General features: G+C 44.5%; 25 protein-coding genes and 1 pseudogene. 12 read left to right on the top strand and 14 right to left on the bottom strand.

All coding sequences use genetic code 11. The features are described 5' to 3' along the window. Nucleotides 1-119: 119 nt before the first annotated feature. The 3 genes from lolA to rplU all read right to left on the bottom strand — a co-directional run bounded on the left by lolA (nucleotide 120) and on the right by rplU (nucleotide 1,648). Nucleotides 120-815 carry an outer membrane lipoprotein periplasmic chaperone LolA gene (gene lolA, locus AC13CK_RS12885; protein ID WP_005106298.1) on the bottom strand — a complete coding sequence of 232 codons (696 nt, stop codon included), beginning with the start codon at nucleotides 813-815 and terminating at the stop codon, nucleotides 120-122. A 247-nt stretch (nucleotides 816-1,062) separates the two neighbouring features. Then, nucleotides 1,063-1,317 (bottom strand): 50S ribosomal protein L27, encoded by a 255-nt coding sequence (rpmA, locus tag AC13CK_RS12890; RefSeq protein WP_004280639.1) that lies wholly within the window; start codon nucleotides 1,315-1,317, stop codon nucleotides 1,063-1,065. A gap of 19 nt (nucleotides 1,318-1,336) precedes the next feature. Then, nucleotides 1,337-1,648, bottom strand: a complete 312-nt coding sequence (rplU, locus tag AC13CK_RS12895; RefSeq protein WP_004280640.1) for a 50S ribosomal protein L21 — start codon at nucleotides 1,646-1,648, stop codon at nucleotides 1,337-1,339. A 446-nt stretch (nucleotides 1,649-2,094) separates the two neighbouring features. Between rplU and sdsA the strand changes: the two genes are divergently transcribed. From sdsA to AC13CK_RS12940, 9 genes and pseudogenes are all read left to right on the top strand, one after another. Next, nucleotides 2,095-3,072 (top strand): All-trans-nonaprenyl-diphosphate synthase, encoded by a 978-nt coding sequence (gene sdsA / locus AC13CK_RS12900; protein WP_005265900.1) that lies wholly within the window; start codon nucleotides 2,095-2,097, stop codon nucleotides 3,070-3,072. A gap of 15 nt (nucleotides 3,073-3,087) precedes the next feature. Continuing rightward, complete coding sequence (locus AC13CK_RS12905; RefSeq protein WP_482831243.1) at nucleotides 3,088-5,136, top strand: site-specific recombinase; 2,049 nt, start codon at nucleotides 3,088-3,090, stop codon at nucleotides 5,134-5,136. A 152-nt stretch (nucleotides 5,137-5,288) separates the two neighbouring features. Next, a complete protein-coding gene (locus AC13CK_RS12910) occupies nucleotides 5,289-5,891 on the top strand; it encodes a phosphatase PAP2 family protein (RefSeq protein WP_482831244.1) in 603 nt (200 codons plus the stop codon). Nucleotides 5,892-5,927: 36 nt separating this feature from the next. Then, nucleotides 5,928-7,190, top strand: a complete 1,263-nt coding sequence (locus AC13CK_RS12915) for an efflux RND transporter periplasmic adaptor subunit (protein WP_004280644.1) — start codon at nucleotides 5,928-5,930, stop codon at nucleotides 7,188-7,190. Between the two features lie 13 nt (nucleotides 7,191-7,203). Next, a complete protein-coding gene (locus tag AC13CK_RS12920; RefSeq protein ID WP_482831245.1) occupies nucleotides 7,204-10,380 on the top strand; it encodes an efflux RND transporter permease subunit in 3,177 nt (1,058 codons plus the stop codon). Next, on the top strand, nucleotides 10,380-11,846 hold the full coding sequence (gene adeK, locus AC13CK_RS12925) for a multidrug efflux RND transporter AdeIJK outer membrane channel subunit AdeK (protein ID WP_482831246.1): 1,467 nt from the start codon (nucleotides 10,380-10,382) through the stop codon (nucleotides 11,844-11,846). Before AC13CK_RS12920 ends, adeK begins: the two co-directional genes overlap by 1 nt. A 107-nt stretch (nucleotides 11,847-11,953) precedes the next feature. Further along, nucleotides 11,954-12,310, top strand: coding sequence for a YbjQ family protein (locus AC13CK_RS12930; RefSeq protein WP_425878763.1), 357 nt, complete (start codon nucleotides 11,954-11,956; stop codon nucleotides 12,308-12,310). Between the two features lie 3 nt (nucleotides 12,311-12,313). After that, nucleotides 12,314-12,763, top strand: coding sequence for a YbjQ family protein (locus AC13CK_RS12935; protein ID WP_253172353.1), 450 nt, complete (start codon nucleotides 12,314-12,316; stop codon nucleotides 12,761-12,763). A 198-nt stretch (nucleotides 12,764-12,961) separates the two neighbouring features. Next, a pseudogene (locus AC13CK_RS12940) lies at nucleotides 12,962-13,635 on the top strand (DUF1345 domain-containing protein). Between the two features lie 121 nt (nucleotides 13,636-13,756). Here the strand turns inward: AC13CK_RS12940 and AC13CK_RS12945 are convergent. From AC13CK_RS12945 to AC13CK_RS12955, 3 genes are all read right to left on the bottom strand, one after another. Continuing rightward, nucleotides 13,757-14,254, bottom strand: a complete 498-nt coding sequence (locus AC13CK_RS12945) for a DUF2505 family protein (RefSeq protein ID WP_004280652.1) — start codon at nucleotides 14,252-14,254, stop codon at nucleotides 13,757-13,759. Nucleotides 14,255-14,403: 149 nt separating this feature from the next. Beyond that, nucleotides 14,404-14,679, bottom strand: coding sequence for a hypothetical protein (locus AC13CK_RS12950; protein ID WP_425878761.1), 276 nt, complete (start codon nucleotides 14,677-14,679; stop codon nucleotides 14,404-14,406). A 259-nt stretch (nucleotides 14,680-14,938) separates the two neighbouring features. Further along, complete coding sequence (locus AC13CK_RS12955) at nucleotides 14,939-15,424, bottom strand: hypothetical protein (protein ID WP_044108560.1); 486 nt, start codon at nucleotides 15,422-15,424, stop codon at nucleotides 14,939-14,941. 370 nt (nucleotides 15,425-15,794) lie between these two features. Between AC13CK_RS12955 and AC13CK_RS12960 the strand changes: the two genes are divergently transcribed. Next, nucleotides 15,795-16,262, top strand: a complete 468-nt coding sequence (locus tag AC13CK_RS12960) for a GNAT family N-acetyltransferase (protein ID WP_086044556.1) — start codon at nucleotides 15,795-15,797, stop codon at nucleotides 16,260-16,262. On the opposite strand, the gene AC13CK_RS12965 is transcribed toward AC13CK_RS12960, so the two are convergent. The 5 genes from AC13CK_RS12965 to AC13CK_RS12985 all read right to left on the bottom strand — a co-directional run bounded on the left by AC13CK_RS12965 (nucleotide 16,259) and on the right by AC13CK_RS12985 (nucleotide 21,084). After that, complete coding sequence (locus AC13CK_RS12965; protein WP_425878758.1) at nucleotides 16,259-18,070, bottom strand: sensor domain-containing diguanylate cyclase; 1,812 nt, start codon at nucleotides 18,068-18,070, stop codon at nucleotides 16,259-16,261. The two genes, AC13CK_RS12960 and AC13CK_RS12965, sit on opposite strands and share 4 nt — an antisense overlap. A 241-nt stretch (nucleotides 18,071-18,311) precedes the next feature. Next, nucleotides 18,312-18,650, bottom strand: coding sequence for an FKBP-type peptidyl-prolyl cis-trans isomerase (locus AC13CK_RS12970; RefSeq protein ID WP_004280661.1), 339 nt, complete (start codon nucleotides 18,648-18,650; stop codon nucleotides 18,312-18,314). 85 nt (nucleotides 18,651-18,735) lie between these two features. Then, nucleotides 18,736-19,359 carry an MgtC/SapB family protein gene (locus AC13CK_RS12975; RefSeq protein ID WP_409666464.1) on the bottom strand — a complete coding sequence of 208 codons (624 nt, stop codon included), beginning with the start codon at nucleotides 19,357-19,359 and terminating at the stop codon, nucleotides 18,736-18,738. 85 nt (nucleotides 19,360-19,444) lie between these two features. After that, nucleotides 19,445-19,975, bottom strand: a complete 531-nt coding sequence (locus tag AC13CK_RS12980; RefSeq protein WP_026056583.1) for a YaeQ family protein — start codon at nucleotides 19,973-19,975, stop codon at nucleotides 19,445-19,447. A gap of 101 nt (nucleotides 19,976-20,076) precedes the next feature. Further along, entirely contained in the window at nucleotides 20,077-21,084 is a 1,008-nt protein-coding gene (locus tag AC13CK_RS12985; protein WP_425878755.1) for a CobW family GTP-binding protein, read from the bottom strand. Nucleotides 21,085-21,475: 391 nt separating this feature from the next. On the opposite strand from AC13CK_RS12985, the gene AC13CK_RS12990 reads away from it, so the two are divergent. Both AC13CK_RS12990 and AC13CK_RS12995 read left to right on the top strand, forming a co-directional pair. After that, complete coding sequence (locus AC13CK_RS12990) at nucleotides 21,476-21,709, top strand: hypothetical protein (protein WP_004645811.1); 234 nt, start codon at nucleotides 21,476-21,478, stop codon at nucleotides 21,707-21,709. A 353-nt stretch (nucleotides 21,710-22,062) separates the two neighbouring features. Beyond that, nucleotides 22,063-23,667, top strand: coding sequence for a bifunctional 3-(3-hydroxy-phenyl)propionate/3-hydroxycinnamic acid hydroxylase (locus AC13CK_RS12995; RefSeq protein ID WP_425878753.1), 1,605 nt, complete (start codon nucleotides 22,063-22,065; stop codon nucleotides 23,665-23,667). A gap of 79 nt (nucleotides 23,668-23,746) precedes the next feature. On the opposite strand, the gene AC13CK_RS13000 is transcribed toward AC13CK_RS12995, so the two are convergent. From AC13CK_RS13000 to AC13CK_RS13010, 3 genes are all read right to left on the bottom strand, one after another. Continuing rightward, the gene (locus AC13CK_RS13000) at nucleotides 23,747-24,361 is read right to left on the bottom strand and encodes a glutathione S-transferase family protein (protein ID WP_425878962.1); all 615 of its coding nucleotides are present in this window, start codon (nucleotides 24,359-24,361) and stop codon (nucleotides 23,747-23,749) included. 132 nt (nucleotides 24,362-24,493) lie between these two features. Continuing rightward, a complete protein-coding gene (locus AC13CK_RS13005; RefSeq protein ID WP_425878751.1) occupies nucleotides 24,494-25,387 on the bottom strand; it encodes a LysR substrate-binding domain-containing protein in 894 nt (297 codons plus the stop codon). A gap of 26 nt (nucleotides 25,388-25,413) precedes the next feature. Next, nucleotides 25,414-26,589 (bottom strand): MFS transporter, encoded by a 1,176-nt coding sequence (locus AC13CK_RS13010; RefSeq protein WP_425878749.1) that lies wholly within the window; start codon nucleotides 26,587-26,589, stop codon nucleotides 25,414-25,416. Between the last annotated feature and the right edge of the window lie 18 nt (nucleotides 26,590-26,607).

The raw sequence follows: 26,607 nt of genomic DNA on the forward strand, positions 1-26,607 counted from the left end.
AAGATGCTCTCATGTTTAGATATAGCTGAACCTTGTAGTCTGTCCAAAACAATCCAGATGATCGGCAATAAAAAAGCAACCTCGAAAGGTTGCTTTTTTTATCTGGTTCATATTGATGCTTATTGATCAATGATGTCCGTACCTTTTGGTGGGGTAAAGTTAAAGGTAGAGGCTGGAATACTGCTATTTACTTTTACATTGCTAAATTTGATATTGGTGGTTTGTCCCAATGAATCCTGCAAGATCATCAAGCTTGGTGCTTTGTTTGCGCCAAAGCTAATGGTCAGGCTTTCAAACACACCATCGGTATTTTTAGGATACAGCGTGTAATAGGTTTTGCCTTTATTTGGCTGAGTCACCCGGTAAGACTGCATAATCTGGCTGGTGTTTCCTGACAGCAATAACGCCGGTGTATTAGCAACCTGCTCATCTAAGCTTTGACGAACGGCTTGTTGCAAGTCAGGATCATAAATCCATACGGTTTTACCCGTGGTTGCAATGACTTGCTTCGACGGTGCGGTCGTTTCCCAATAGAATTTACCCGGACGCTCAACTTTCATCACCCCTTTAAAGGTTTGATTCATATGTTGTGCGGTCAAACCTTTTTTCTGGGTCGCTCTTGGATTGGTTACCTTGGTACTTTGTTCGAAATTTGCCGTCATGCTACGCACATGATTGAGCTGTTTGACCAGACTGGCTGTTGCCTGTTGCTCCGAAGCTGCCACAGGTGCAGCAAACACGGTTGTACTCATCACCGGTGCTAAAGTCACTGCACCCAGAGCCATAGCACAGACGGTTTTACGAAGCATATTCATAATTTCACCCTTATATTTTGCTTGATCGCAATTTATTTGATAGCTCATCTTAAACGAAAATTAAAAGCTAAAATGATAGAAAATAAGAACTTTTGTATTGTTATTAATTCGAAACTGGTTTTTTTGTTCATCATCATGAAGATTTCAGGACAATTTTTACATTATGGAATGTCGCTTAATCTGAACATTAATTTTCAGGCATAAAAAAACCCACAATAACTGTGGGCTTTTTTTCTATCTCAGCGGATTACGCGTCAACAGATACGTAGCGACGGCCAAATTGACCTTTCACTTCGAATTTTACTACGCCATCAGCAGTAGCAAATAATGTATGGTCACGACCCATACCAACGTTTTGACCAGCGTGGAATTCAGTACCACGTTGACGAACGATGATGTTACCTGCAGTTACAGTTTGACCACCGTAAACTTTAACACCTAACATCTTAGGATTCGAATCACGACCGTTCTTAGTCGAACCACCGGCTTTTTTAGTTGCCATGTCTATTTACTCCTCGTAATTAGCCTGAAATAGCTGTAATTTTCAACTCAGTGAACCATTGACGGTGACCTTGTTGTTTACGGTAGTGTTTACGACGACGCATTTTGATGATGCGGATTTTGTCGTGACGACCATGGCTAACTACTTCAGCAGTTACAGTAGCACCAGCAACAACTGGAGCACCGATTTGAATGCTTTCACCGTTAACAAGCATCAATACGTCATCAAACGTAATAGTCGCGCCAGTTTCAGCTTTCAATAATTCTACTTTAAGGGTTTCACCCTCAACTACACGGTGCTGTTTACCACCGCTTTGGATTACTGCGTACATAATGTACTCCAAACAAGCCCGTGTCGTCGTGCCGATAAAGGAATATATCGAACTTAAGACGTACGCCACTGGGGGGATATCTAAGGGCGAGGATTTTAAGGGATATTCAAAAAAACAACAAGCCATTTTACTGAAATAATAATGAGCAGGATGCGCTAATTATTTAACTATTAAATAATTTCTATCAAATCAAATACTCAAGATATATTCAGCAACAAAATAATACAGCAGAAATCCGGCTAGTTTGATTAATATACTCAGCCTGACGAATAGGGCCACGCCCCCTGACCTTTCCTGATTTTTATGGCTCGAAATATGGATCGAATCTACATAAGATCTATAAAAAGCTGATTTTTAGTGGAGTTTATGCATTTCTTAGGTTTCACTCATGTTATAAATTGTTAAACTACGCCCAGCGATTTACCAGACTAGAGGTTTTCTTTCACATGACCATCGACTTTAAGCAAGACATTCTCGCTCCTGTTGCTAACGACTTTGCTGCGATGGACACATTCATTAATGAAGGAATTACCTCAAAAGTTGCATTAGTGATGGCCGTCAGCAAACACGTAGTGGAAGCGGGTGGCAAACGTATGCGCCCGATTATGTGTCTTTTGGCCGCCAAGGCGTGTGGTGCTGAAAATTTAGAACCGCACCGTAAACTGGCTGCAATTATTGAAATGCTGCATACCGCAACACTGGTGCATGATGATGTGGTAGATGAATCCGGTCTGCGTCGCGGCCGCCCAACGGCCAATGCTACCTGGAATAACCAGACTGCGGTTTTGGTGGGTGACTTTCTGATTTCACGTGCTTTTGATTTGCTGGTCGATCTGAACAACATGGTGTTGCTCAAAGATTTTTCGACCGGTACCTGTGAAATTGCTGAAGGTGAAGTGCTGCAACTACAATCCCAGCATCAGCCGGAAACCACTGAAGCGACTTATTTGAATATTATTCATGGCAAGACCTCGCGCCTGTTTGAACTGGCAACAGAAGGTGCTGCCATTTTGTCGGACAAAAACGAATTCCGTCAGCCTTTAAAAACCTTTGCCGGACATTTCGGCAATGCTTTCCAGATTATTGATGACATTTTAGATTACACCTCCGACGCGGACACGCTCGGCAAAAATATCGGTGATGATCTCATGGAAGGCAAGCCTACCCTGCCATTGATTGCGGCACTGAAAAACACCACCGGTGAGCAACATGAAATCATCCGTCGCAGTATTGCGACTGGCGGTACGGAACATCTGGAACAGGTCATTCAAATTGTCAATGAATCTGGTGCGCTGGATTATTGCCGTCAACGTGCCACTGAAGAAACTGAAATTGCAATTGATGCCTTGCAGGCATTACCTGACTCCGAATATCGTCAGGCCCTGATTAATCTGGCCAAACTGGCCCTACACCGAATTCAGTAACTTTTAAACTCGCCTATGCATATCAATTTTCTAGATCTTTTCCAAAACATGCAGCACCAGCTTGAACAACCTCGGGCGGTGCTGGATGAAAATCTTCTGATTGAACTGGTTGAAAGAATCAGACCTGAAGACAGCAGAAATACCGAAGAGATCGAAGCGAAATTCAATGCATTTATTCGGGCTTTATTACTCACCCCGAATGCGGTTGCCACGCTTCAAACCTTTACTCTGCGGATCATTAATCGCTATAAACAGACCGGCCTCTTTTCCGATACCGGCATTTTATCTCTGGATGGATTCTGGAACCAGCTAAACCAGCGCCTTGGTGCACATGTCTTGCCGCTGATTCCTGACCATCAACAACTCCAGGAATTATTTCGCAAGGTTTTTTATCAGCGTACCGATAAATACTGGCTGGATTATTTTGATGAAGATGACTGGCAACGTTTATTTGCAGTCCTGAATCAGGGACATTCCAATCAGCCTGAAAAAACCCGAATCAAAGACCAGCTAATCAAGGCACTGACTATTTTGTCTTACCGGATCAGTGGTATTGGTCTGCACCCTGAATTTATTAATGCCCAGCCTGAACTGATGGAATATGAATCTCCTTTTCTGGTACAGAATCGTGAGATTAACGAGTTTATTCAGGAATATAAAAAACGCTATAACACAGTCACTCTAGTCGATTCGATCACGCCCCCCGATGCGTCGCAAGCGCTGGTGATGCTGGAACAATGTCATGATGTCGTGGCCAAGATTCGCCGTTCTACCAAGCGGACTGGTGTCAGTGTCAGCCTGACCTATATGCTGGCACTGCTGGAACAGTGTCTGGAACGGGTCGAAATTCTGCTGAATATGGTCATGGATGACGATGATCTGCGTTATCAATCCATTGGCCTGTTTATGGCGGACATTACTGAAGCAATTTATAGTGAACGCAGTGTGCGGGCCCTGCTGGCCACCAATAGTGAACTTTTGGCTTTACAAGTGACTGAAAATGCCAGCAAGACCGGTGAACATTATGTAAGTACCGACAAGCAAGGCTTTCTGGCCATGTACAAATCGGCTGCAGGTGCTGGTGCCATCATCGCGACAATGGCCACCTTAAAAGTTCTGATGACACGCCTCACCATGGCCCCTTTGATGCAGGCCTTTAGCTATAGCATGAACTATTCGCTGGGCTTTATGCTGATTCATGTGCTGCATTTTACCGTGGCAACCAAACAGCCGGCGATGACTGCCGCTGCACTGGCGGCTACCGTACAGCAGCGTAAAGGCTCGAAAATGGCTCAGATTGCCGAGCTGGCTGCGCTGATTGTAAATATCATCCGCACCCAGTTTGTCGCCATTTTGGGCAATATTTCTATTGCAATTCCCGTAGCAGCATTGATTACCCTGCTGTGGGATTTTGCGCTGCATGAACCTTTAATGAATCATGCCAAGGCTGCCAAAACCCTGCATGACCTGAATCCGTTTACTTCATTGGCGATTCCACATGCAGCGATTGCCGGAGTATGTTTATTCCTGTCCGGATTATTGGCCGGTTATTTTGACAATATGGCCGTTTATCGCAAAGTCGGCCCGCGACTGAAAGCCCATGTGCATTTATCGCAGCTGATGGGGCAAGAGCGTCTTTACCGTTTTGCTGACTATATTGAACGTAATCTGGGTGCACTGGCGGGTAATTTTATTTTCGGGATCATGCTCGGCAGTATGGGCACCATTGGTTTTATTCTCGGTCTGCCACTGGATATTCGCCATATCGCCTTTGCCTCTGCCAACTTTATTCAGGGTCTAATTACGATCAATGGTCCCGATATCGGCTTGATCGTAGTGTCTTTTCTGGGTGTGTTACTCATTGGCCTGACCAACTTGTTTGTCAGTTTCACTCTGACGATTATTGTAGCCTTACGCGCACGCCGGGTGCGTTTTGAACAGTGGAAACCTTTGGCAAAACTGGTCATGACGCACTTCCTGACCCGACCTAGTGATTTCTTCTGGCCACCCAAGCAAATCATTGAAATTGACGAAAATCATACATCGACAAAAACTCAAAACTGAGATAATTACACTATATTTAGCAACAAATTCCTTACGAAAAAAATGGAATTCGCATAAAATACGCACACTTGAAAAAAAGTGTACTGACAAGTACACTTTGCTTCAGACAATTGGCCGATCTGCGAACGGTTAAAAGAACAAGGATTTTTGGCATGCATTACTTGTTACTTTTTGTCGGTATTTTATTTTTAATTTTCAGTGTGTTCATCCTGAATATTCTCGCTTTAAGCAAGCTCGACTTGCAGGCTGTGGAATGGATGAGTCTGTATCGCACCGAGTTTTGGAATCAAATTACTCAGTCCTTATCCCTAATAGGTGGCATGCCATTTGTATTATTTTTATCCACACTATGGTGTATTGCATTGCTGTGGTATAAAAAGTATACAAACGCAATTTTTATATGTATCGGAATTATCGGAGGAATTCTCCTAGCTTGGCTGTTGAAATTTGCAATTGCCCGACCCCGACCACCAGAATCCTTGCATCTGGTTGAAAGCTTTGGAAGTTCCTTTCCAAGTGCCCATAGTCTATATGCGGCTTGTCTGGCTTGTTTGGCAATTTACATCCATCGGCAACATTCCCGTTATACCCTCATCGTGATCGGTGCAGTGGTATGGATGCTGATGATGGGGATCTCAAGAGTTTATCTGGGCGTACATTTTCCTTCAGATGTCATATCCGGCTGGAGTATCAGTTTTATTTGGATTTCGTTGTGGTATATGGTCTGGATCAGATATTGCGCGGCTCACAAATAAGAAAATTTAGATATAAATCTAATTAGAGGTGGAATAATGATGTCTGCAAAGCTTTGGGCACCTGCCCTGACTGCTTGCGCATTGGCAACAAGTCTTGCACTTGTTGGTTGTAGCAAAGATCCTAAAGAGGGCCAGCAAGCTGGTGCTCAACAACAAATGCCACCGACTGAAGTCGGTGTTCTTGTTGCACAACCGCAAAGTGTAGAGCAGTCTGTAGAGCTCTCAGGTCGTACAACAGCATTTGAAATTTCAGACGTACGTCCACAAGCCAGTGGCGTGGTGCTTAAACGCTTGTTCACGGAAGGCAGCTATGTGCGTGAAGGTCAGGCCTTATATGAAATCGATTCAAGCACCAACCGCACTACAGTAGACAATGCCCGTGCAGCGATTGCCCGTGCTGAAGCCAATCTGGGCGTATTGCGTGTGAAGGAAGGCCGTTACCGTCAACTGGTCGGTACCAATGCCATTTCCAAACAGGAATATGATGATATCGCGGCACAGGTCAAATTGGCTGAAGCTGATTTGAATGCCAATCGCGCAACTTTGCGTAATGCAGAAATCAACTTGGGCTATTCGACTGTACGTGCTCCGATTTCGGGCCAGACCAACCGTTCGTCTGTGACGGCGGGTGCTTTGGTGACAGCAAATCAGCCAGAGCCATTGGTGACGATTCAACGTCTAGATCCAATCTATGTAGATATTAACCAGTCAAGTGCCGAGCTTTTACGTTTACGTCAACAGCTTAACCAAGGCAGCTTGAACAGCTCGAACAACACCAAAGTCAAGTTGAAGCTTGAAGATGGCAGTATCTACCCGGTTGAAGGCCGTCTTGCATTTTCTGATGCCAGCGTGAACCCGGAAACAGGTACCGTGACTTTACGTGCGGTATTCCCGAACAAAAATCACCTGCTTCTGCCAGGTATGTTTGCCACTGCACAAATCGTACAGGGTGAAGTACCGAATGCGTTCCTGATTCCGCAAGCAGCTTTGACCCGTACCCCAACAGGTCAGGCGATGGCGATGCTGGTCGGTGCTGACAATAAAGTGACGCCACGTCCAGTGACTACCGTTGGTTCCCAAGGCAGCAACTGGATTGTGACTGAAGGTCTGAATCCAGGCGATAAAGTGATTGTAGATGGTATTGCGAAAGTAAAACCTGAACAGCAAGTTGTACCAAAACCTTATCAACCTCAAGCTGCTGCGCCACAAGGTGCTGCACCGCAACAGCCTGCAACGAGCGAGAAAAAGGCAGATGATGCTAAAGAGAAACCTGAACAAAAACCTGCTGCAAATGCATAAGGAGTAATGGTTCATGGCTCAATTCTTTATTCATCGCCCGATTTTCGCATGGGTGATTGCATTGGTGATTATGCTGGCGGGTATTTTAACCATCAGCAAAATGCCGATTGCACAATATCCAACCATCGCGCCACCGACCGTGACGATTTCTGCGACTTATCCGGGTGCATCTGCTGAAACTGTTGAAAATACAGTGACCCAGATCATCGAGCAGCAGATGAACGGTATGGATGGCTTGCGCTATATCTCGTCTAACAGTGCGGGTAACGGCTCTTCGTCTATTTCCTTGAATTTTGACCAGGGTGTCGATCCTGATATCGCACAGGTTCAGGTTCAAAACAAATTACAGTCTGCGACTGCCCTGCTGCCTGAAGATGTACAGCGTCAGGGTGTGCGGGTGACCAAATCGGGTGCCAGCTTCCTGCAAGTTTTGGCATTCTATTCGCCTGATAGCAGCCTGACCGCAGATGACATCAAAGACTATGTGAACTCGAATATTGCTGAGCCTTTAAGCCGTGTGGCCGGGGTCGGTGAAGTTCAGGTCTTTGGTGGTTCTTATGCGATGCGTATCTGGCTGGATCCAGCCAAGATGGCCAGCCTGCAAGTAACGCCAAGTGATATTGCTACTGCAATCCGTACCCAGAATGCACAGGTTGCGGTAGGTCAGTTGGGTGGTGCGCCTGCAGTTCAAGGACAAGTGTTAAATGCGACGGTAACGGCTCAAAGTCTGTTACAAACGCCGGAACAGTTCAGCAATATCTTCCTGAAAAATGCCACTTCTGGTGCGCAGGTTCGCTTAGGTGATGTTGCACGAGTTGAACTCGGTGCAGATAACTATCAGTTTGATTCTAAATTTAATGGCAAACCGGCTGGTGGTGTAGCAATCAAGCTTGCGACTGGCGCCAATGCCCTGGATACCGCACAAGCGGTTGAAGAACGCTTAAAACAGTTACGTCCGAACTATCCGCAAGGCATGGTCGACCAACTGGCGTTTGATACAACACCATTTATTGAACTGTCGATTAAGAGTGTAGTTAAAACTCTGATCGAAGCGATTATTCTAGTATTCCTGGTGATGTTCCTGTTCTTGCAGAACTGGCGTGCCACCATCATTCCAACCATGGCAGTTCCAGTCGTAGTATTGGGTACATTTGCCGTCATTAACATCTTTGGCTTCTCGATTAATACCCTGACCATGTTTGCCATGGTATTGGCGATTGGTCTTCTGGTCGATGACGCGATTGTTGTGGTCGAGAACGTCGAACGGGTCATGGTGGAAGAACATCTGGATCCGGTTGCTGCAACTGAAAAATCTATGAAACAGATTTCTGGCGCATTGATTGGTATTACCTCGGTGCTGTCGGCAGTATTCGTTCCAATGGCTTTCTTCGGTGGAACCACCGGGGTCATTTATCGCCAGTTCTCGATTACGCTGGTAACAGCGATGGTCTTGTCACTGGTGGTTGCCTTAACCTTTACTCCTGCCCTGTGTGCGACCCTGCTGAAACAGCATGATCCGAACAAGCCGGAAAGTAATGGTATTTTTGCGCGTTTCTTCCGCTGGTTTAATAGCAGTTTTGACAAGGTCTCTGTGAAATATCAGGGCGGCGTCAACCGCATGACCCACAGCAAGATTTTCTCAGGTGTGGTGTATGCCGTGGTACTGGGTATTATTGTGCTGTTGTTCCAGAAACTGCCTTCTTCGTTCCTACCGGATGAAGACCAGGGCGTGGTCATGACGCTGGTTCAGTTACCGCCAAATGCAACCTTGGAACGTACCGACAAAGTGGTCAGCACCATGACCAACTATTTCTTGGAAAACGAGAAAGAGCATGTAGAATCCGTCTTTAGTGTGGCAGGTTTCTCCTTCACGGGTGTGGGACAAAATGCAGGTCTGGCTTTCATTAAGTTGAAAGACTGGTCAGAGCGTCACAGTCCGGAATCTCAAGTCGGTGCCATTATTCAACGTGGTATGGCGCTAAACATGATTGTCAAAGATGCGTCTTACATCATGCCGCTACAATTACCTGCAATGCCTGAACTGGGTGTGTCGTCTGGCTTTAACTTACAGCTCAAAGCTGCAAGTGGTCAAAGTCATGACCAGCTCCTGGCAGCACGTAATACGATCCTCGGTCTAGCAGCACAAGACTCGCGTCTGGCTGGTGTGCGTCCGAATGGTCAGGAAGATACTCCACAGTACCGTGTCATTGTCGATCATGCACAAGCCGGTGCATTGGGCGTGAGTGTTGCTGAAATTAACAGTACCATGGGTATAGCTTGGGGCGGTTCGTATATCAATGACTTCATTGATCGCGGTCGTGTCAAGAAAGTCTATGTTCAGGGTGAAGCTGGCTCGCGTATGATGCCGGAAGATCTGGACCAATGGTATGTGCGTAATAACCGCGGTGAAATGGTGCCATTCTCGGCGTTTGCCACAGGCGAATGGACCTACGGTTCTCCACGTCTTGAGCGTTATAACGGCGTATCGTCCATGAACATTCAGGGTACACCTGCTCCGGGTATCAGCTCGGGCGACGCAATGGTGGCCATGGAAGAAATTGTAGCGAAGTTACCAGAAATGGGCTTGCAAGGTTTCGACTTCGAATGGACAGGTCTGTCTTTGGAAGAGCGTGAATCTGGTGCACAGGCGCCGTTCCTGTATGCCTTGTCACTGCTGATCGTCTTCCTATGTCTGGCAGCCCTATATGAAAGCTGGTCGATTCCGTTCTCGGTTCTACTGGTGGTCCCATTGGGTATTGTCGGTGCATTATTACTTACCTTTGGTGGAATGGTGCTGCTGCAAAACCCGAACCTGTCGAATAACATTTACTTCCAGGTGGCGATTATTGCCGTGATTGGTCTTTCTGCGAAAAACGCGATCTTGATTGTCGAGTTTGCGAAAGAATTGCAGGAACAAGGTGAAGAGTTATTTGAAGCGACCTTGCATGCGGCAAAAATGCGTTTACGTCCAATTATCATGACCACATTGGCCTTTGGTTTTGGTGTATTACCTCTTGCTCTGGCTTCAGGTGCGGGTGCAGGTAGCCAGCACTCAGTCGGTTATGGTGTACTCGGCGGCGTGATCAGCTCGACCTTGTTAGGTATCTTCTTTATCCCGGTATTCTACGTGTGGATTCGAAGTGTCTTTAAATACAAACCAAAACAACAAAATCAGGAGTATAAGTCGTAATGCAAAATGTATGGTCTATTACAGGTCGTAGCATTGCGGTATCTGCCCTTGCGCTTGCTTTGACAGCCTGTCAAAGTATGCGCAGTCCAGAGCCGGTTGCGCAGGCAGATATCCCGAGCAGCTATACCAATGCGTCTGGTACTTCTGTAGCAGAACAAGGTTATAAAAACTTTTTTGCCGATCAGCGCCTGTTACAGGTGCTGGATCTGGCATTAAACAATAACCGTGATTTGCGTATTGCTGCCCTCAATATTCAACGAGCTCAGCAACAGTATCAGATTACTGAAAACAACCAGTTACCGACGATTGGTGCCAGTGGTAGCGTATTGCGCCAGGACACCATGAATTCGCAGAATCGCGGTGCAGTGACGACTTATAATGTCGGACTGGGTGTAACTGCGTATGAACTGGATTTTTGGGGACGTGTCCGCAGCTTGCGTGACAATGCGCTGGATAGTTTCCTGGCGACCCAAAGTGCTCGAGATGCGACGCAAATTGCCTTAATTGGTCAGGTGTCTCAGGCTTGGCTCAGCTACTCGTTTGCCAATGCCAATCTGACTTTGGCTGAGCAAACGCTGAAAGCTCAGCTTGAATCTTTTAATCTGAACAAAAAACGTTTTGATGTCGGGATCGACAGCGAGCTTCCAGTGCGTCAGGCGCAAATTTCGGTTGAAACAGCACGTAATGATGTTGCGAATTACCGCACTCAGGTGGCACAGGCACAAAACCTGTTAAACCTGCTGGTCGGTCAGCAAGTGCCTGCGAATTTATTACCAGCACAACGCGTGACCCGCATCACTTCCAATACTGCATTGGGTTCAGGCTTGCCAAGTGATCTATTGATCAACCGTCCAGATGTTCGTGCAGCAGAATACCGCCTGTCTGCGGCAGGTGCCAATATTGCGGCAGCACGTGCACGTCTGTTCCCGACAATTAGTTTGACCGGTTCAGCAGGTTATGCCTCTACTGATTTAGGCGACCTGTTTAAATCAGGTAGTTTTGCCTGGTCATTTGGTCCGAGTCTGGATATTCCAATTTTTGATTGGGGTACCCGTCAGGCCAATATCCGTATTTCTGAAACCGATCAGCAAATTGCCTTGTCAGATTACGAAAAGTCGATTCAGACTGCTTTCCGTGAAGTGAATGATGCCTTGGCAGTACGTCAGAATATTGGTGACCGTCTTGCAGCTCAGCGCCGTCTGGTCGAAGCAACCAACACCACCTATCGCTTGTCACAGGCACGTTTCCGCGCCGGAATTGACAGCTATCTGACTGTACTGGATGCACAGCGTGCGTCTTATGCAGCAGAACAAGGTTTGTTATTGCTTGAACAGGCCAATCTGAACAATCAGGTTGAAGTCTACAAAACCCTGGGGGGCGGCTTGAAAGTCAATACGACGGATACCTTGCTGAACACACCGTCTGTGTCTGAACAGCGCCGTGCGGCAGAACAACCAGCGCAATAAATTCCAGATAGATCAAGAAAAGCTCACTTCAGTGGGCTTTTTTTATTGCATTTTCAAGGCAGTTTTCCTATTGTCATAGACTAGCGATTTATTTAGAAAACATGCACATGTTAATTAGCAATCTGGAATCTGTACCGGGACATACCATTCGCCAGCAAATTGATGTGGTGTATGGCAGTACCGTACGCAGCAAACATGTCGGACGTGACTTACTGGCCGGCCTGAAAAATATTGTCGGTGGTGAGCTTACCGCCTATACTGAACTGCTGGAAGAATCCCGTCAGGAAGCCATGAACCGCATGATTGAAAAAGCCCGCAGCATGGGTGCCAATGCAATTGTCGGCATACGTTTCTCGACCTCTAATATTGCCCAAGGTGCTTCTGAACTCTTTGTTTATGGGACAGCCGTAGTGGTTGATCCGATCATGCCAAAATTGCCCGACCCTTTTCCGCAGGCAGATTAAAACATGGATGGTTTAATTCTCCAGATCATCATTTTTGCCATTCTGTTTAGTGTCGGTTTCGGCTTTGGTCGTTATAACGAACGTAAACATTTTCGTTATCTGGATGAACAGGAACAACGTCTGGCCTATATCCGGGTGAACAATAGCCGCTTCGTTGTGTCTGAATATTCCGGACAGATGATCAGCAGCAATGTGGTCATTTCCCATGATTATTTTAAATATGCGATTGCCAATGTGCAGAATATGCTGGGTGGCCGTCTGACCAGCTATGAAAGTGTAGTAGAACGCGCACGACGTGAAGCGATTGTACGTTTAAAACTGGAAGCCGAAAAAATTGGTGCGACTCAGATTATGGGCATTCGGCTCAGCACGACTGAACTCGGTATGCAAGGTGGCATGGTGGAAGTCTTTGCTTATGGCACTGCAATCCAACAACCCGCTCAATCCGTTTAAACATCAGTTCAGAAAAAATCTATTGAGATAATGACGCCTGCTACGCGATCCGCGCAGTCAAATGACTCAACTCGAATCAGTTCGACACCTTTAGGATGAAATGTCGTAGAGGAAATAACTCAGACCGTTGCAATCTTCTTTATTGCAAACGGTTCTGTGCTAGGATCTTGAGAAATCAGCAAAATAAATATAAATGACATGATGCAGTTTCTTCAATCTATAAAAACGGCACTTCAATCCCGTCTGTATTTCTTTATTATTTTCCCAGCAATCGTTGGATTTTATCTGGTTTTACAAGCCCTCACCCCTTTGAGCTGGTCAAGCTGCCTGTTGATCAGCTGGAATATCGCAATTTACGTTTATTTATTATTGACCATAAAAAACTCTGGCGTATTGATCATGCTCATATCCTGCAACGCGCCATGCAACAGGATGCCAGCAAATGGATCATTCTGTTTCTGGTGATCACCACCCTCATCATGTGTTTTATAGCGATTATTATTGAAATTAATCACTTACCTAAAGATACTACCATCCGAACCGGTCATTTAATCTTGTCAGTTCTGACCATTATTTCAGCCTGGTTCTTGATGCATACGATTTTTGCAATTCATTATGCACATGACTTTTATTTGGCGCTCGACAAACAGCAACAAGGTGGACTGGATTTCCCCAATACCACCAGACCGACTTATCCAGACTTTTTGTATTTTAGTTATATCATCGGGACTTCTGCGCAAACTGCAGATGTATCCATTACTTGCCAATCCATGCGAGTCTTGAATACCCTACATTTGCTTTTGGCTTACGGATTCAATACCACCATTCTGGCCATCAGCATTAACGTGACGGCAAACTTTATCAGCACTTAAGCTGGGTTTCCTGGATAGTGGCAATACACTGAAAGTGGCGATCTACCACCCAATCAACTACCACTACCCGGCGTCTACCTGACCAGTTTTGAAATTAGGTCAATCACACTATTTGATTGCTTCAAGCGGTGAGACCTTTACGCAATTCATCTTCGACGATGCTGAGTTCAATTTCACTAAATTTACGAATTTCACCTTCAGCATGCTTTTCTAGCATGCCACCCAGCAAAGGTACTTTGACTTTGACTGTCCAGTTTAACTGAAACTGGATCTGATCTTCATCTCCGGTAACTGCACGCTGACAGATGGCCTCGATCGGCAAGTTCGCACCGAGTTGTACCGTCGAAGTCATTTCATTCAGATCGCTGACATCGGTACGCTGCAAACGGAATGCATCTTTGAGTAATTTTTTTGCGATATCCGGAATATTAACATCCAGATTATAAGCGCGTTTCAGGGTATACATATGCCCCTGCTTTTCCGAAACCAGAATTTCCAAGTTTTGCGCAGGAATTCGATGGCAAACTGCCTCATGCAAACGAATATCATTGGCCAAACGCTTAAATTCATCAATAGACACGCCATTGATAATTGCTTTCACGGTGAACTGATGTGCCATGCTATTTTTTCCTTATTTTTATTACGATATTCGCCTATGCCACTCTCGGCTGATGCGAATAAAAATCAGATACAGAGATGACTCTGCAATTTATATCAACTTTATAGCGGATGTCATTATTCTTTTATCGGGAAATTCCGGCAGCCCGGTCAATGTTTGCAACATAGTTTTACTGAAAGCTGTGCCTGTCCACAGCTGATCTGTAGCTGCGCTTCGCCATAATAAATCACGGCATGAAACTCATCGGCACCATCATCTAGACCGGAAACATAGTATTCAGTTCCAGCTGGGAAAGCCTGCAGCCAGTCAGCCTTATAAAAATCCGAGACCGAATCAAACTGCAAATACTGTTCAGGCTCAGCTTGGATCTTCATCGCCAGAGCAATAAACTTCTGTAATTGTGCTTGATGAAAATCAATGATCATAGTATTTCTGCCTTTTTAGTCCGGATCATTGCTCGCCAGACTTCGTACATTTTAAATGACTATTTCGAGGATACGACTCGCGAGTTTTGAGGTTTTTCTAGCGCAAGATTATGGCTTAAAGGAGATAAATTATATGGGCTATTTCCGCCAAGAGGCAGAAAAAATCTGAGCTAAGGCATGAGATACCTTTTCTGAATTGTAATGGCTTAAGTACGTAGCCTAAGATCTTCAGTCGTAGAAAATGACTGAAAGTGGTGTTCTAAGCACAGTCAGAATGCAAAAGTTCCCTGCGGATTTCCTGCCGGTGCTCTTCTCCAAAACGGTCGACATGTGCATAGAATACGCCATAGCGACCGACATAATATTCCAGTGACTGATCATAAAAATTCCAGAAAATAGACCATTCGCCTAAGTCCATCTGACGAATCTGGGTGCCACTGTGCATCGGCATTTTTTGTAATAGTTCTTGCTGTAACTGTTCGGCCTGTGCCCGATTCTCAATATGCACCTGCCGTTGAAAGAATAGCTGTGCCACATCGTCAAACAGTTCCAGTTCATAAGCATCCACCAGATGTACTTGCTGCTCTTGCTCGATGACCTCTTGCTCTGTCATGCTGGAAATCTGTGCCGGTTTTTCTGGACGCTGACGCGCCAGATGGCGCTGAGCTTTATAGATCTTTCTGCCGACGATCCAGGCAGCATTCAACATGAATAAAACACATAACAGGAGCAGTAATTTCAGCATGGTGGATGATCTCATGTGACTAATTTTATTTTTATGGTTATAGGATCAAGATTCATTTGAATAGTCCCTTTTGACCCAGCATACGTCTATTTTTTATACAGTGCAAACTTGAGGCTTATTTTTACTATTTATCTTCTCTGCTTGCTCATTTTACCCAGATTCGAACTTCGATTTATTTAAAAATTGATTTACTTTGATTTTTTATTTTTAACTCCCTAATGAGATTCAAGAACTTGAGATAAACAAACAGGACAAATCAGCAACAGAACCAATCTTCACATTGATAAATCACAGTAAAGATTCTCAAAAAACTACAATATTGTTCTGTTTTTTACCCTCTTCTTTTTTATCCAATAAACCTTCCCTATAAATGTTCGAGAAAATGAATAATATTATGATTCGTGAAGGGAAGGTCGAAGATATACCTCAAATTATTCAGGTCATTCATGACAGCATTCAGTCCTGTGTACTGGATCATCAGCGTGAAGAAAGCAAAATTCAAACCTGGCTAGAAAAATTTGATCATGCCAGCCTGATTGTCGATATGCTGTATAACGATTGCTGGGTTTATCTCATCTATGACAAGGTCGTCGGGTTCTTATTGGTCAGTGATACTGGAGAAATCCGGATGCATTATGTGGCCCAACACTGCCAAAGACTGGGATTTGGCACCGAGTTATTTCAACAAATGCATCGCGCTTTATTAAAGAAAAAAATTCATCAGATTGAAATACAGTCTACTCAAACTGCGTTAAGTTATTATCAACACTGCGGCTTTCATCCCCATTCTGCCGAGCCAGAAGATGAATCGCGTTATCTGTATAAATATGTTTTTTAATCGGCCTCTTTTTCAATTTTCAACTGATCACGTCCTGCCTGTTTGGCGGCGTAGAGCTGCACATCTGCCGCTTTCATCAATTCATGAATATCTGCATAGCCATGTTTTTGTTCAACCCAGGCCGCGCCCATACTAACCGTAACATAATCTTTTTCATCTGGCCGATTCAGATGTTGCATACGCTGTTCCCGAATCTGGTTTAACACATTTTCCAGATTTTTAAGGGCAGTTTGAACCGGCATTCCAGTGAGCAGAATCGCAAACTCTTCACCACCATAACGTGCCAGATAGCCAGACGGTGGCAAAGTGCCTTGAATAATCCTGACCAGATTTTTCAGGATTTCATCGCCTTTTAAGTGGCCATAGTAGTCATTATAGTTTTTAAAAAAATCGACATCGAGCATGGCAAAAATTAAGGTATGTTGCGGCTGTTGCCGGGTCTGTAAAAATTGCTGCTGGATTTCATGATTTAAGGCACGCCGGTTAAAAGCTCCGGTTAGCGCATCAATATTCATTTGCTGTTCCAGTTTGGCATTCACTTCACGCAGCTGCTGAGTGCGTTCTTTGACTTTTTGATCGAGTGAATCGTTGAGCGCGATCAGGTTCAGGTTTAGCTGTTCAGTCTCATAAGTTTGATGTGCATAATGTCTGGACTGCTGAAACATAATTAGTAAGGCATAGATACTGGTTGAGATAAAGAACAGATGCGTGGTTTTAATTACATTGATCAGCAACAGATAATCATTCAAAAAGGTGACACAAAGGAAAATAATCGCAATCAGATTTAAACGCGAATAATGCTCTTTATAACGTAAGGTCTGATAAAAGCCGTAAATAAAATTACCGATGATGACCAAGGCAAAAATCGCACTAAATAGGGCTACTCGTTCAAATATCTCAGGAGGTGAAAATAGGGTAAAAATAATGTTAAAAACCAGTAATGCCACAGCGATATAATAAATCACCGGATTTAAATAGCGCCGGTTAAACAGATGCATATAGCTGAGAAAAAAGAAGGCAGCAATAAAAGTAAACAGATACTCTAAGCGGGTTCCCCACAGCCAATTAATATTGGTAAATACCGAATAGGCATAAGGTGCAGAAAACAGATTATGCAGGGCCAAAAAGACAATAAACCAGCCAAAAACAAAGATACTTTTACTGTTACGTTCTCGTGATCCCCGGAATACCGAAAATAGAATGGTAAACACCCCCACCCCAAGTACCGCCCCGCACACCATGGCAATACTCATCATGAGCTGCTGGAATTGGCGATTGATGGTAGCTGCAACGCCGATCTGCATTGGTCGTTCGAGACCGCCATGCAAGTGGGTATAATTGGAAGCCTGAATACTTAAAGTAATATATTCAGTGTCTGGAACAAAATAGCCAATACGCGGTGCTTTCTCAGTCACCTGTTTGTCAGGTGTGGTACTGATTTCCCCGAGACGGACAATAAACTGTCCATTGACATATACCCGATAGGCGCCGTATTGGGTTGGAATCCGAATCGCGATGCGTCGCCCGAGAAATTCTTTCGGAATTTTAAAATAACCAATAAAGGTACCGTAGCCAGAGTTTGAACCCGCTAGAGTTTTAAAAGAGGCTGGCAATTCAACTGTTTTTGACTGGAGTACGGGGCTGGGCTGAACAATAAACTGACTCGGATAAAACAGCCATTTTCCCTGCAAGGCACTAGTGCTATGTTCGGTAAAATGAACTTCAGTAATATGGTCGTGAGATTGCTGCTGAAATGACGGCGAAGGGAGTTCATCCTGAGCGATTGCTGAACTTATGATGCAAGTCATCCAGCTCAAGGCACAGACAAATACGAAGAAACAGACATTCCTTATCGAGTTATGCAAATACGTTCTATCTCAAGATAATTCTTTATTATTCTTATAATTTACAAGGAATATTTTTGATTTCAAATCTTTTTAGATGTTTTTTGTAGCTTATCCGGCACAGCCTATTTTGAAGCAACTGCACCGAAACCAGCGTATATCTTTGAATAAAAAATATAACTTATATTCAGCAAGTTAAATCATTTTAATCACGTGTTTTTACATCAAACAGTTCAATTTCAAAAATCAGGTTGGAATTGGCTGGAATGACTTTACCCATTTTACGTTCGCCATAGGCCAAATGTGCAGGCACCATCAGTTTACGCTTACCGCCAACTTTCATTCCCAGAATCCCCTGATCCCAACCTTTAATCACACGACCGGTACCAATGACAGTTTCAAAATAATTACCACGGTCAATAGAAGAATCAAACTTGGTTCCATCTTCCAGCCAGCCAGTATAGTGCGTGGTAATTAAGGCACCTTTTACCGCTTCTTTACCTTCGCCTACTTTTAAATCAATAATTTCAAGTTCGTTGATCATGGTTATTTACCTGAGAGGGGCATAAAATTCAAAGCTCAGTATAAACCGGATTGCTCTGTTTTTTTAAGTCTGGGCCATTGATGGGTTAAAAGCTGAGTTCCTGAATATTCTTGTCATTGAGTAAATGCTGGGTTAATTCTTGATGATTCTTGGCCGATCCCATCAGAATCCAGCGTCCGACAATCTGTTGATCAATTTTTTTTTGTGAGGAATGCACCACTTTTAACTGATAACGTTTAAATAACATTTCGTAGTGATCGGAATCATTCTGATCGAATGGGCAGACGATTTCATAGCTGCGTTCCTGATTCAGAGATTCAATGCCGCGCTGGACATACATCAATAGAACCAGCACCGCCATGACAATAAAAGTAGCCCAAATACTTAAGAGTTCATAGCCTGCACCGACCGCCATGCCGAGTGCTGCCGTCATCCAGATCGTGGTTGCGGTGGTAATTCCAGAAATACGGTTATCATCTTTCAGGATAACACCGGCACCCAGAAAACCCAGTCCAGTCAAGACATTAGCGGCCAGCCGGTCAGGATTGGCCACGCCTATTTTCAGAGAGATAATGGTAAATAAACAGGAACTCAGACTGACCATAATCATGGTACGCAGTCCGGCAGATTTACTATGATACTCACGCTCTGCACCAATAATTGCGCCGATCGCGACAGCCAGCAGTAAATCATAAAGTTCATGGTACATGGTGCAGCCCTGCGTATTCTTATCCCTCAGATATACGCAATTTGAGCTACAGGATACAAGTCCAGACTTGCATCCTTATTTGGCCTTATTGTAACTGTTCCCACTCCACCAGCACCTGGCCCTGATCACCGATCAAGGTCCATTCACCATCCATCACATTGAGCTGTAACTGCATGGTGCGTTCGCATAATTGTGGCAATGCGTCGGTGGTTGCGGTAGATAACTTCCACACTTCCACATTTTTTAAGGTTTTTAATTTGCTGCTGCGCTTATACCATTCATCCACCGCAGAACCATAGGTGACAACTGCGACCTGCTTGCAACGCGCACTGGCCTTTTTGACTTTATCTTCATCCGGGCTACCGACTTCAATCCATTTGACCAGTTGACCGGTCAGATCTTTTTCCCAGAGTGCCGGTTCATCGGTTTCAAACAGATCCTTGGTAAATTCCAGTGCTTCATCGGCATAGCGTGCATAGGCCAGAATACGCACCATCAAGCGTTCAATGGTTTCTGAAGGATGCAGCGCCATCGTCAGCTGATAGTCTGCATAACGATGCGTATCCATATCCGCAATATTCAAATCAACCTTATAAATCGTCGCTTTTAACGCCATCACATAATCCTCAAATTTGGCGCCTAGCATATAAGATTTAGCGCTATTTTGCTGAACAGATTTAGGCCAATAATTCATTCAGCGCACTAGAAACAGTACCGTTATTTTTCTGGATCGATACGACATTGCATCAGGGCAGTTTCAAATGCCAGCCAATCGCGTGACTGTTGATAAATCACTTCCACCCGGTTATCAATGCCTTCATCTGCCGACTGATAATTAAACTGCTCCGGATTAAAATTAAAGCTTTTCCAGCCTTGGTCGGTATGAAAAATTCCCTTTATTCTGAGCCAGTCTTTTTGTTCACAGAGCAGATCCAGCAGATCATAAAAATTAAATTGCCAGCGTTTTGGCAATTTCCAGCCAGCGACCTGGTAACCCTGCGCGCTTTCTACATAATGATAAGGCATCTGCTGAATCACTACGGGCGTATCCGCTGAACGGGGGGTCTGTTGCTGTTTTAACAAAGGCTGAATCTGACGGGCAGAACCCCGATATTCCTGCTTGATCTGTTCAATATCGAGTTGTCCATGCTCGGTGAACAGCCACTGTTGGGCATAAGGTTGATATTCTGCCTGAAGCTGCGTGAGCGCTGCGTGATCTGCGGCTGTCATCAAGTCAGTATGTGAAATCACCACAATATGCGCTGCCTTGAGCTGGTCTGCATACAGGTTTTGCTGGGTCCAGTCCCGGTCATGCAAACGCGACCCATCCACCACGGTGACTAAAGCCTGCATGTTCAAATGGCTATGCCAGTGCGGTTCGGTCAGCTGTTCCAGTAATTGTCCCGGGTGCCCCAGCCCGGTAGGTTCGATAAACAGGCGATCCGGTTTCACTTCTGACAGCAGGCGCGACAAGGCGATCTGCATCGGCAATTGACTACTGCAACATAGACAACCACCCAACAGCTCTTTGACCGCATAACCCTGATCTTGTGGCAATAACTGCTGGTCTACGCCAATCTGGCCAAATTCATTCATCAGCACCGCCCAGATTTCCTGTTCCGGTTTTTGCTGCAGTAAATGTTTGAGTAGTGTGGTTTTACCTGCACCCAAAAATCCGGAAATGATATGGACAGGAATAGCCTGCGACGCTGACAGAATTTTCAAAATCGACTCTCAAGAGATTGAATAGAAATAGCAATACTCTGCATTATAAAGCACAGTGTGACTTTAAAATGCGTGTTCTTCGCAAACACGGCGTGAAAATCACAGAGATAAAAATTAATGGAATGATCCCAAATTACTAATTTTCTATGTTAACTTTTATTTCAAATTGGATTCTTGAAATATTCACACACACTTTCATTAAATAAAACTCCGCATAATTAACAGAAATAAAACAACTTTCTCAGTTTTGTATCTGCTGGGTTATTCCCTGCGTGTCGCTTTTGTTAATTGATTTGCTCAGTAAAATTTCAGTGCTTAGGATGGGCATCTGTCGAATTGATGTGATGGTCAGCTCGGCAGATTACATGACATGAATAAAAGGATGCCAAAAATGAAATATGCACAAATCTTACTTGCCACTACGCTTACTGCTGCTGCAGCCACCAGTTTTGCTGATAGTAAAACTACAGATGCGAAAACCACCACTGCAGAAGAAAAAGTGATTGTGACTACCCAGGAATTACCTGAATCGAATGCTCCTGTTGCAGGCGCATCTGCAGAGCAGCCTGCTGCCTCTGAAGCTGCTGCGGAAACTACGACACCTGCAAAACCTGCTGCACGTTAAGTGATTGAACAACTCGTTTAATCCTTCAATGAAGATATCAGGGACAGTAATTCTCCAGTAGGCTTTGTCCTATACTGCCCCCGATATTATTCTATGCTGAATCATGCTTGATGCTGGTTCAGCATTTTTATTGCATAAAATCTATTTATCACCATACTCAAAACTGATCATAGAATTAATACAGGCTATCAAATTTTTATTATTTTTATAATTAAAATCAATTATTTATTTAAAAACCACCTATTTCAATCCAATATTATCCATATACTTAAGCTACTATCGCCTAACTTGTTTCTGGCTTCTAACTGTCCCTTAATAGCATCAAATGCAAGTCGATTGAGTGGACATTCGCTATGAGCAATACTAATTACACTACTGAAGTGGCAATCCTTGGCGCCGGCCCTGTAGGCTTAACCATTGCCAACTATCTAAGCAAGCAAGGCGTAGCTGTCACGATTGTCGAGCAACTGGATAGTTTGATTGATTATCCACGTGCGATTGGAATCGATGATGAATCCTTACGTACCATTCAATCTTTGGGTTTAGTCGATCAAGTCTTACCGCATACCACTCCGAATCATGCGATGCGCTTCTTGACGCCTAAAGGTCGCTGTTTTGCAGATATTCAGCCTTTAACACGTGAGTTTGGTTTCTCGCGCCGTAATGCCTTTATTCAGCCACAAGTCGATAACGTTCTGCTGCAAGGCTTAAAGCAATATAAAAACACCCAAGTGCTATTTTCTCGTCAATTGACCCAGTTTAGTCAAGATGCTGACGGCGTAACACTCAATCTGCAAAATAAAGAGGGCGATGCAGAAACCATCCGCGCTCAATATCTGATTGCCTGTGATGGCGGTAATTCTTATGTGCGCCGCAACCTGGGCATTGCCTTTGAAGGTGAAACCGCACCGAATCAATGGATCGTGATCGATCTTGAAAACGACCCGCTTGCTACACCGCATATCTACCTATGTTGTGATCCGGTACGTCCTTATGTATCGGCCGCCTTGCCACATGGTATCCGCCGTTTTGAATTTATGGTCATGCCGGGTGAAACGCAGGAAGAACTGAGCAAACCGGAAAATATTGCCAAACTTCTTTCTAAGGTTTTACCAAGCACGGATGGTATCGAAGTGATCCGTCAGCGTGTCTATACTCATAATGCCCGTATTGCGGACAAGTTCCGTGTCGACCGTATTTTGCTTGCCGGTGACGCTGCGCACATCATGCCGGTATGGCAAGGTCAGGGTTATAACAGCGGTATGCGTGATGCCTTTAACCTGGCCTGGAAAATGGCACTGGTTATTCAAGGTAAAGCTGGCCCAGCACTTTTAGATTCTTATCAGATCGAACGTAAAGACCATGCCAAGGCGATGATTGATCTGTCGGTGATGGCAGGTCATGTACTGGCACCACCGAAAAAATGGCAAGGTTTTGTTCGTGATGGTATTGCCTATGCCCTGAACTACATCAAGCCGATCAAACAGTATCTGCTGGAAATGCGCTTTAAACCAATGCCGAAATATCATGACGGTGCACTTTTGAGTAATGGAGCCAAGAACTCTCCGGTCGGCAAGATGTTTATCCAGCCTCAAGTTCAACTGGCTTCGGGTGAAACCGTGTTACTGGATGAAGTGATCGGCAATGATTTTGCGATTATTGCCTGGGGTGTTGATCCGAAATGGGGTCTCAGCCCGGAGACGTTGCAACAGTGGAAATCGCTCGGTGTGAAATTCATTCAGGTAATTCCGGCGGTGCAATTGCAAAATAGCCAGCGCAAAGAGTATGAAGATGTTATTACCATTGGTGATATCGGCACAGATATCCGCTCGTGGTTTGGTAACACGTCTGATTCAGTTGTAATCTTGCGTCCTGACCGTTTCGTGGCTGCGCTGGCCATTCCTCAATCGATGGAAAGCACCAGCCAGCAACTGTTTAAAAAGCTTTACCTGAAATAATATTGGTCACCTTTCACCACGCTTCGGCGTGGTTTTTTTATTATTTTTAGATATCCCGGACAATATATAGACCGAGGAATTAGACTCGGTATTCCTGAAACCACGGAATATCTTTCAAGGAATCACGGCGAGCCATCTGCTGCAGGAAGGGCCTGAACTTATCAAATTTCGGTAAAATTTTCGCAGAGATCGCAAAGATCAAACAGTAAGCCACATAGAGATCCGCCGCCGAGACTTTTTCACCCAACAGATAAGGACTGGCCTGCCCGATACCCTGTTTCAGAAAATCAAATACGGCTGCTTCATTCCCAAAACTTAAACTTCTTCGGTTCTTTTCAATATTTTCTGGCGGTACCTGCAAATTTTTTATATCGATATATTCGGTGAAGGGCCCATGACAGAAAAATATCCATTTCAAATACGCTCCACGCTTCGGATCATCCAAAGTAGGTGCCAATCCTTTGTCACGATATTTATCTGCCAGATAGATAAAAATGGCGGCCATTTCTGAAATGACGACCTCCTGATCTACCAGACAGGGAACTTTTCCCATCGGATTGATCTGTGTATACGCCTGCTGATGCATATGCTCATAGGCAACTTCTATCTGCTTAATCTGGTCTTCAATCTGCAATTCTTTCAGCAAAGGCAATAAGGTCAGGCCACGTGATTGCGGATTGTTATAGAGCTTCATCATCCTGCTTCAACCAGTTTTTTATTATTAGATGTTCAGTATAAAGCGATTTAGTCTCCCCATTTAAAAGGATGTGCTACAGATCATTTCTGTCGCACGGCTTTTTAGATGGGCAGATTGAAGGTTTAAATATTAAAAAAGATCCACACAAAACTTTTCTTTTAATACTTTCAAAATCAGATCAATCACCACATGTTTTTGATCCTTGCGATAATTGGCATACAGTCCAATCATCGGTAAGGGTTCTAGGGTCTTTTTCACCACAATATTATCGCCGAGCAATGGAATCACATAGGCTGGCACCAGACTCCAGCCCACGCCCATTCCCACCAGATTGACATTGAGCAGAATATTGGTGGAATACTGCACCACATTCACTTTTAATTTGGACTGTTTAAAAAAATCCTGAATCAGCTTATGCAGTTGCGGTGAGGACTGCTCACCACTAATCACAAAGTCCTGATTTTCAAAACTCTTGATACTGACATAGGACAAGGCCGCAGCCGGGGAATCTCTCGGCACAATCAGGGTTAAAGGCTCATCAAAAATGCGAATCGAATCAAATTCACTCAACTGCCCCGGATAACGGGTAAAGGCAATGTCAATCTGTCCATTTCTTAAGGCACTAAACTGTTCTGCATCGGTCAGACTGTGAAACTGAGCTTTCAGTTCAGGAAAATGCGCGCGGATATTCAGCATGATATAAGGAAAGACTTTCATTTCCGCGACCGGGACAAAACCGATATTCAGCTGGTCCTGCTGTGCATTGGCGATCTGTCTGGCAGTCTGAATGGCGCGCTCTGCATGCTCAAGACTCAATAAAGCTTCTTTTAAAAATGCCTGACCGGCTTCAGTGAGCCCGACCTTACGGTTATTCCGCTCCAGCAACTGTACGCCAACCTCACGTTCCAGATCCTTGATTTGCTGGCTCAGTGATGGCTGTACCGTATTTAATTTTTCCGCGGCACGGGTAAAGTTCAGTTCCTGCGCCACTGTAACGAAATAACGTAAATGTCTTAATTCCATTTTATAACTCCAAACTTGCCGGGCGCTTATTTTTGCTTTTTGGCAACATACTGACGATAAACCAATATCGTCACAATGACGAGTACAGCACTCAAAACATAGGTGGTTTCAAAGCCCCAATAGGCAATCAATACTCCCATTGCCACGGAACCGATCGCTAAACCCAGATCAAACAGGGTAAAGAAGGTTGAAATCGCATGTCCCATACGCTGTTTGTCGACCGACTGAATGGCCAAGGTCTGCAAACATGGGAACATTGAACCATAACCGATGCCAATAAACACCGCTGACAACCATAATATCCATTGATTGGAAATCAGGCTGACAATCACCAGACCAATGGCAAAGAAAATAAAGGAAGGATAAATAACCGCACTGGGTCCCTTACGGTCATAAATCTTTCCAATCCAAGGTCTGACCAGCAACATGGACGCTGCAAAGACAATAAAGAATACGCTGGTATAGGCTAAAAGCTGCTTGGTTTCACTAAATGCAATAATAAAACTCATGATGCCCGAGTAGGCAAAAGCGGTTAGTAAAGCCACAAAACTTACCGCCAGAACTTTGACTTCCAGAATATCCTGCAAGCTCAAGCTAGTTTTTTCTGTGCTTATAGCTTCAGGTTTTGGTAACTCTGTGATTTTGAGCATCCAACAGAAAATGAGCCCCAAAGAAATGATAACAGCAAGAATGCCAAATAAGACTTTGAAGCTGGTGAACTGAATTACGGTCAATGCCAGCAAGGGCCCAAAAACCACACCCAGATTGGTCGACATGACAAAATAACCCATGCCCTCGCCTTTGCGCTGTTCAGGAATAAATTCATTGGCGACAGGTACTGCCACCGTGGTCAAAATACTGAACCAGATGCCATGTAAAAAACGCACCAGCAACAGCGACCACATGCTATCCACCAGCAAATAACTAAAGGCAAATAAGGCAAAAATCACACCTGCGCCGCGCATCGAGATTTTCTTGCCGAGCTTTTCGATGATCATGCCGGAAAATGGCCGAATCGCAATCGAAGAGGCCAAAAATAGCGTCAGCGCCAACCCAGCTTCTTTTACCGAACCGCCCAGATCTTTCATGATGTAAATCGGCAAGATGGTCAGTAAGGCAAAGTAATAAACGAACAGGAAAAAATTATTGAATAAGCACAAGATAAATGAGCGATTCCATAACCGCTCAGCGCTAACTGACATAATCACCAACTTTTAAAA

Source organism: Acinetobacter sp. L-24 (assembly GCF_056857555.1).

Coding starts and splice junctions, on each gene's coding strand:
- lolA (WP_005106298.1), bottom strand. CDS start 815: ATGAATATGCTTCGTAAAACCGTCTGTGCTATGGCTCTGGGTGCAGTG.
- rpmA (WP_004280639.1), bottom strand. CDS start 1,317: ATGGCAACTAAAAAAGCCGGTGGTTCGACTAAGAACGGTCGTGATTCG.
- rplU (WP_004280640.1), bottom strand. CDS start 1,648: ATGTACGCAGTAATCCAAAGCGGTGGTAAACAGCACCGTGTAGTTGAG.
- sdsA (WP_005265900.1), top strand. CDS start 2,095: ATGACCATCGACTTTAAGCAAGACATTCTCGCTCCTGTTGCTAACGAC.
- AC13CK_RS12905 (WP_482831243.1), top strand. CDS start 3,088: ATGCATATCAATTTTCTAGATCTTTTCCAAAACATGCAGCACCAGCTT.
- AC13CK_RS12910 (WP_482831244.1), top strand. CDS start 5,289: ATGCATTACTTGTTACTTTTTGTCGGTATTTTATTTTTAATTTTCAGT.
- AC13CK_RS12915 (WP_004280644.1), top strand. CDS start 5,928: ATGATGTCTGCAAAGCTTTGGGCACCTGCCCTGACTGCTTGCGCATTG.
- AC13CK_RS12920 (WP_482831245.1), top strand. CDS start 7,204: ATGGCTCAATTCTTTATTCATCGCCCGATTTTCGCATGGGTGATTGCA.
- adeK (WP_482831246.1), top strand. CDS start 10,380: ATGCAAAATGTATGGTCTATTACAGGTCGTAGCATTGCGGTATCTGCC.
- AC13CK_RS12930 (WP_425878763.1), top strand. CDS start 11,954: ATGTTAATTAGCAATCTGGAATCTGTACCGGGACATACCATTCGCCAG.
- AC13CK_RS12935 (WP_253172353.1), top strand. CDS start 12,314: ATGGATGGTTTAATTCTCCAGATCATCATTTTTGCCATTCTGTTTAGT.
- AC13CK_RS12945 (WP_004280652.1), bottom strand. CDS start 14,254: ATGGCACATCAGTTCACCGTGAAAGCAATTATCAATGGCGTGTCTATT.
- AC13CK_RS12950 (WP_425878761.1), bottom strand. CDS start 14,679: ATGATCATTGATTTTCATCAAGCACAATTACAGAAGTTTATTGCTCTG.
- AC13CK_RS12955 (WP_044108560.1), bottom strand. CDS start 15,424: ATGCTGAAATTACTGCTCCTGTTATGTGTTTTATTCATGTTGAATGCT.
- AC13CK_RS12960 (WP_086044556.1), top strand. CDS start 15,795: ATGTTCGAGAAAATGAATAATATTATGATTCGTGAAGGGAAGGTCGAA.
- AC13CK_RS12965 (WP_425878758.1), bottom strand. CDS start 18,070: ATGACTTGCATCATAAGTTCAGCAATCGCTCAGGATGAACTCCCTTCG.
- AC13CK_RS12970 (WP_004280661.1), bottom strand. CDS start 18,650: ATGATCAACGAACTTGAAATTATTGATTTAAAAGTAGGCGAAGGTAAA.
- AC13CK_RS12975 (WP_409666464.1), bottom strand. CDS start 19,359: ATGTACCATGAACTTTATGATTTACTGCTGGCTGTCGCGATCGGCGCA.
- AC13CK_RS12980 (WP_026056583.1), bottom strand. CDS start 19,975: ATGGCGTTAAAAGCGACGATTTATAAGGTTGATTTGAATATTGCGGAT.
- AC13CK_RS12990 (WP_004645811.1), top strand. CDS start 21,476: ATGAAATATGCACAAATCTTACTTGCCACTACGCTTACTGCTGCTGCA.
- AC13CK_RS12995 (WP_425878753.1), top strand. CDS start 22,063: ATGAGCAATACTAATTACACTACTGAAGTGGCAATCCTTGGCGCCGGC.
- AC13CK_RS13000 (WP_425878962.1), bottom strand. CDS start 24,361: ATGAAGCTCTATAACAATCCGCAATCACGTGGCCTGACCTTATTGCCT.
- AC13CK_RS13005 (WP_425878751.1), bottom strand. CDS start 25,387: ATGGAATTAAGACATTTACGTTATTTCGTTACAGTGGCGCAGGAACTG.
- AC13CK_RS13010 (WP_425878749.1), bottom strand. CDS start 26,589: ATGTCAGTTAGCGCTGAGCGGTTATGGAATCGCTCATTTATCTTGTGC.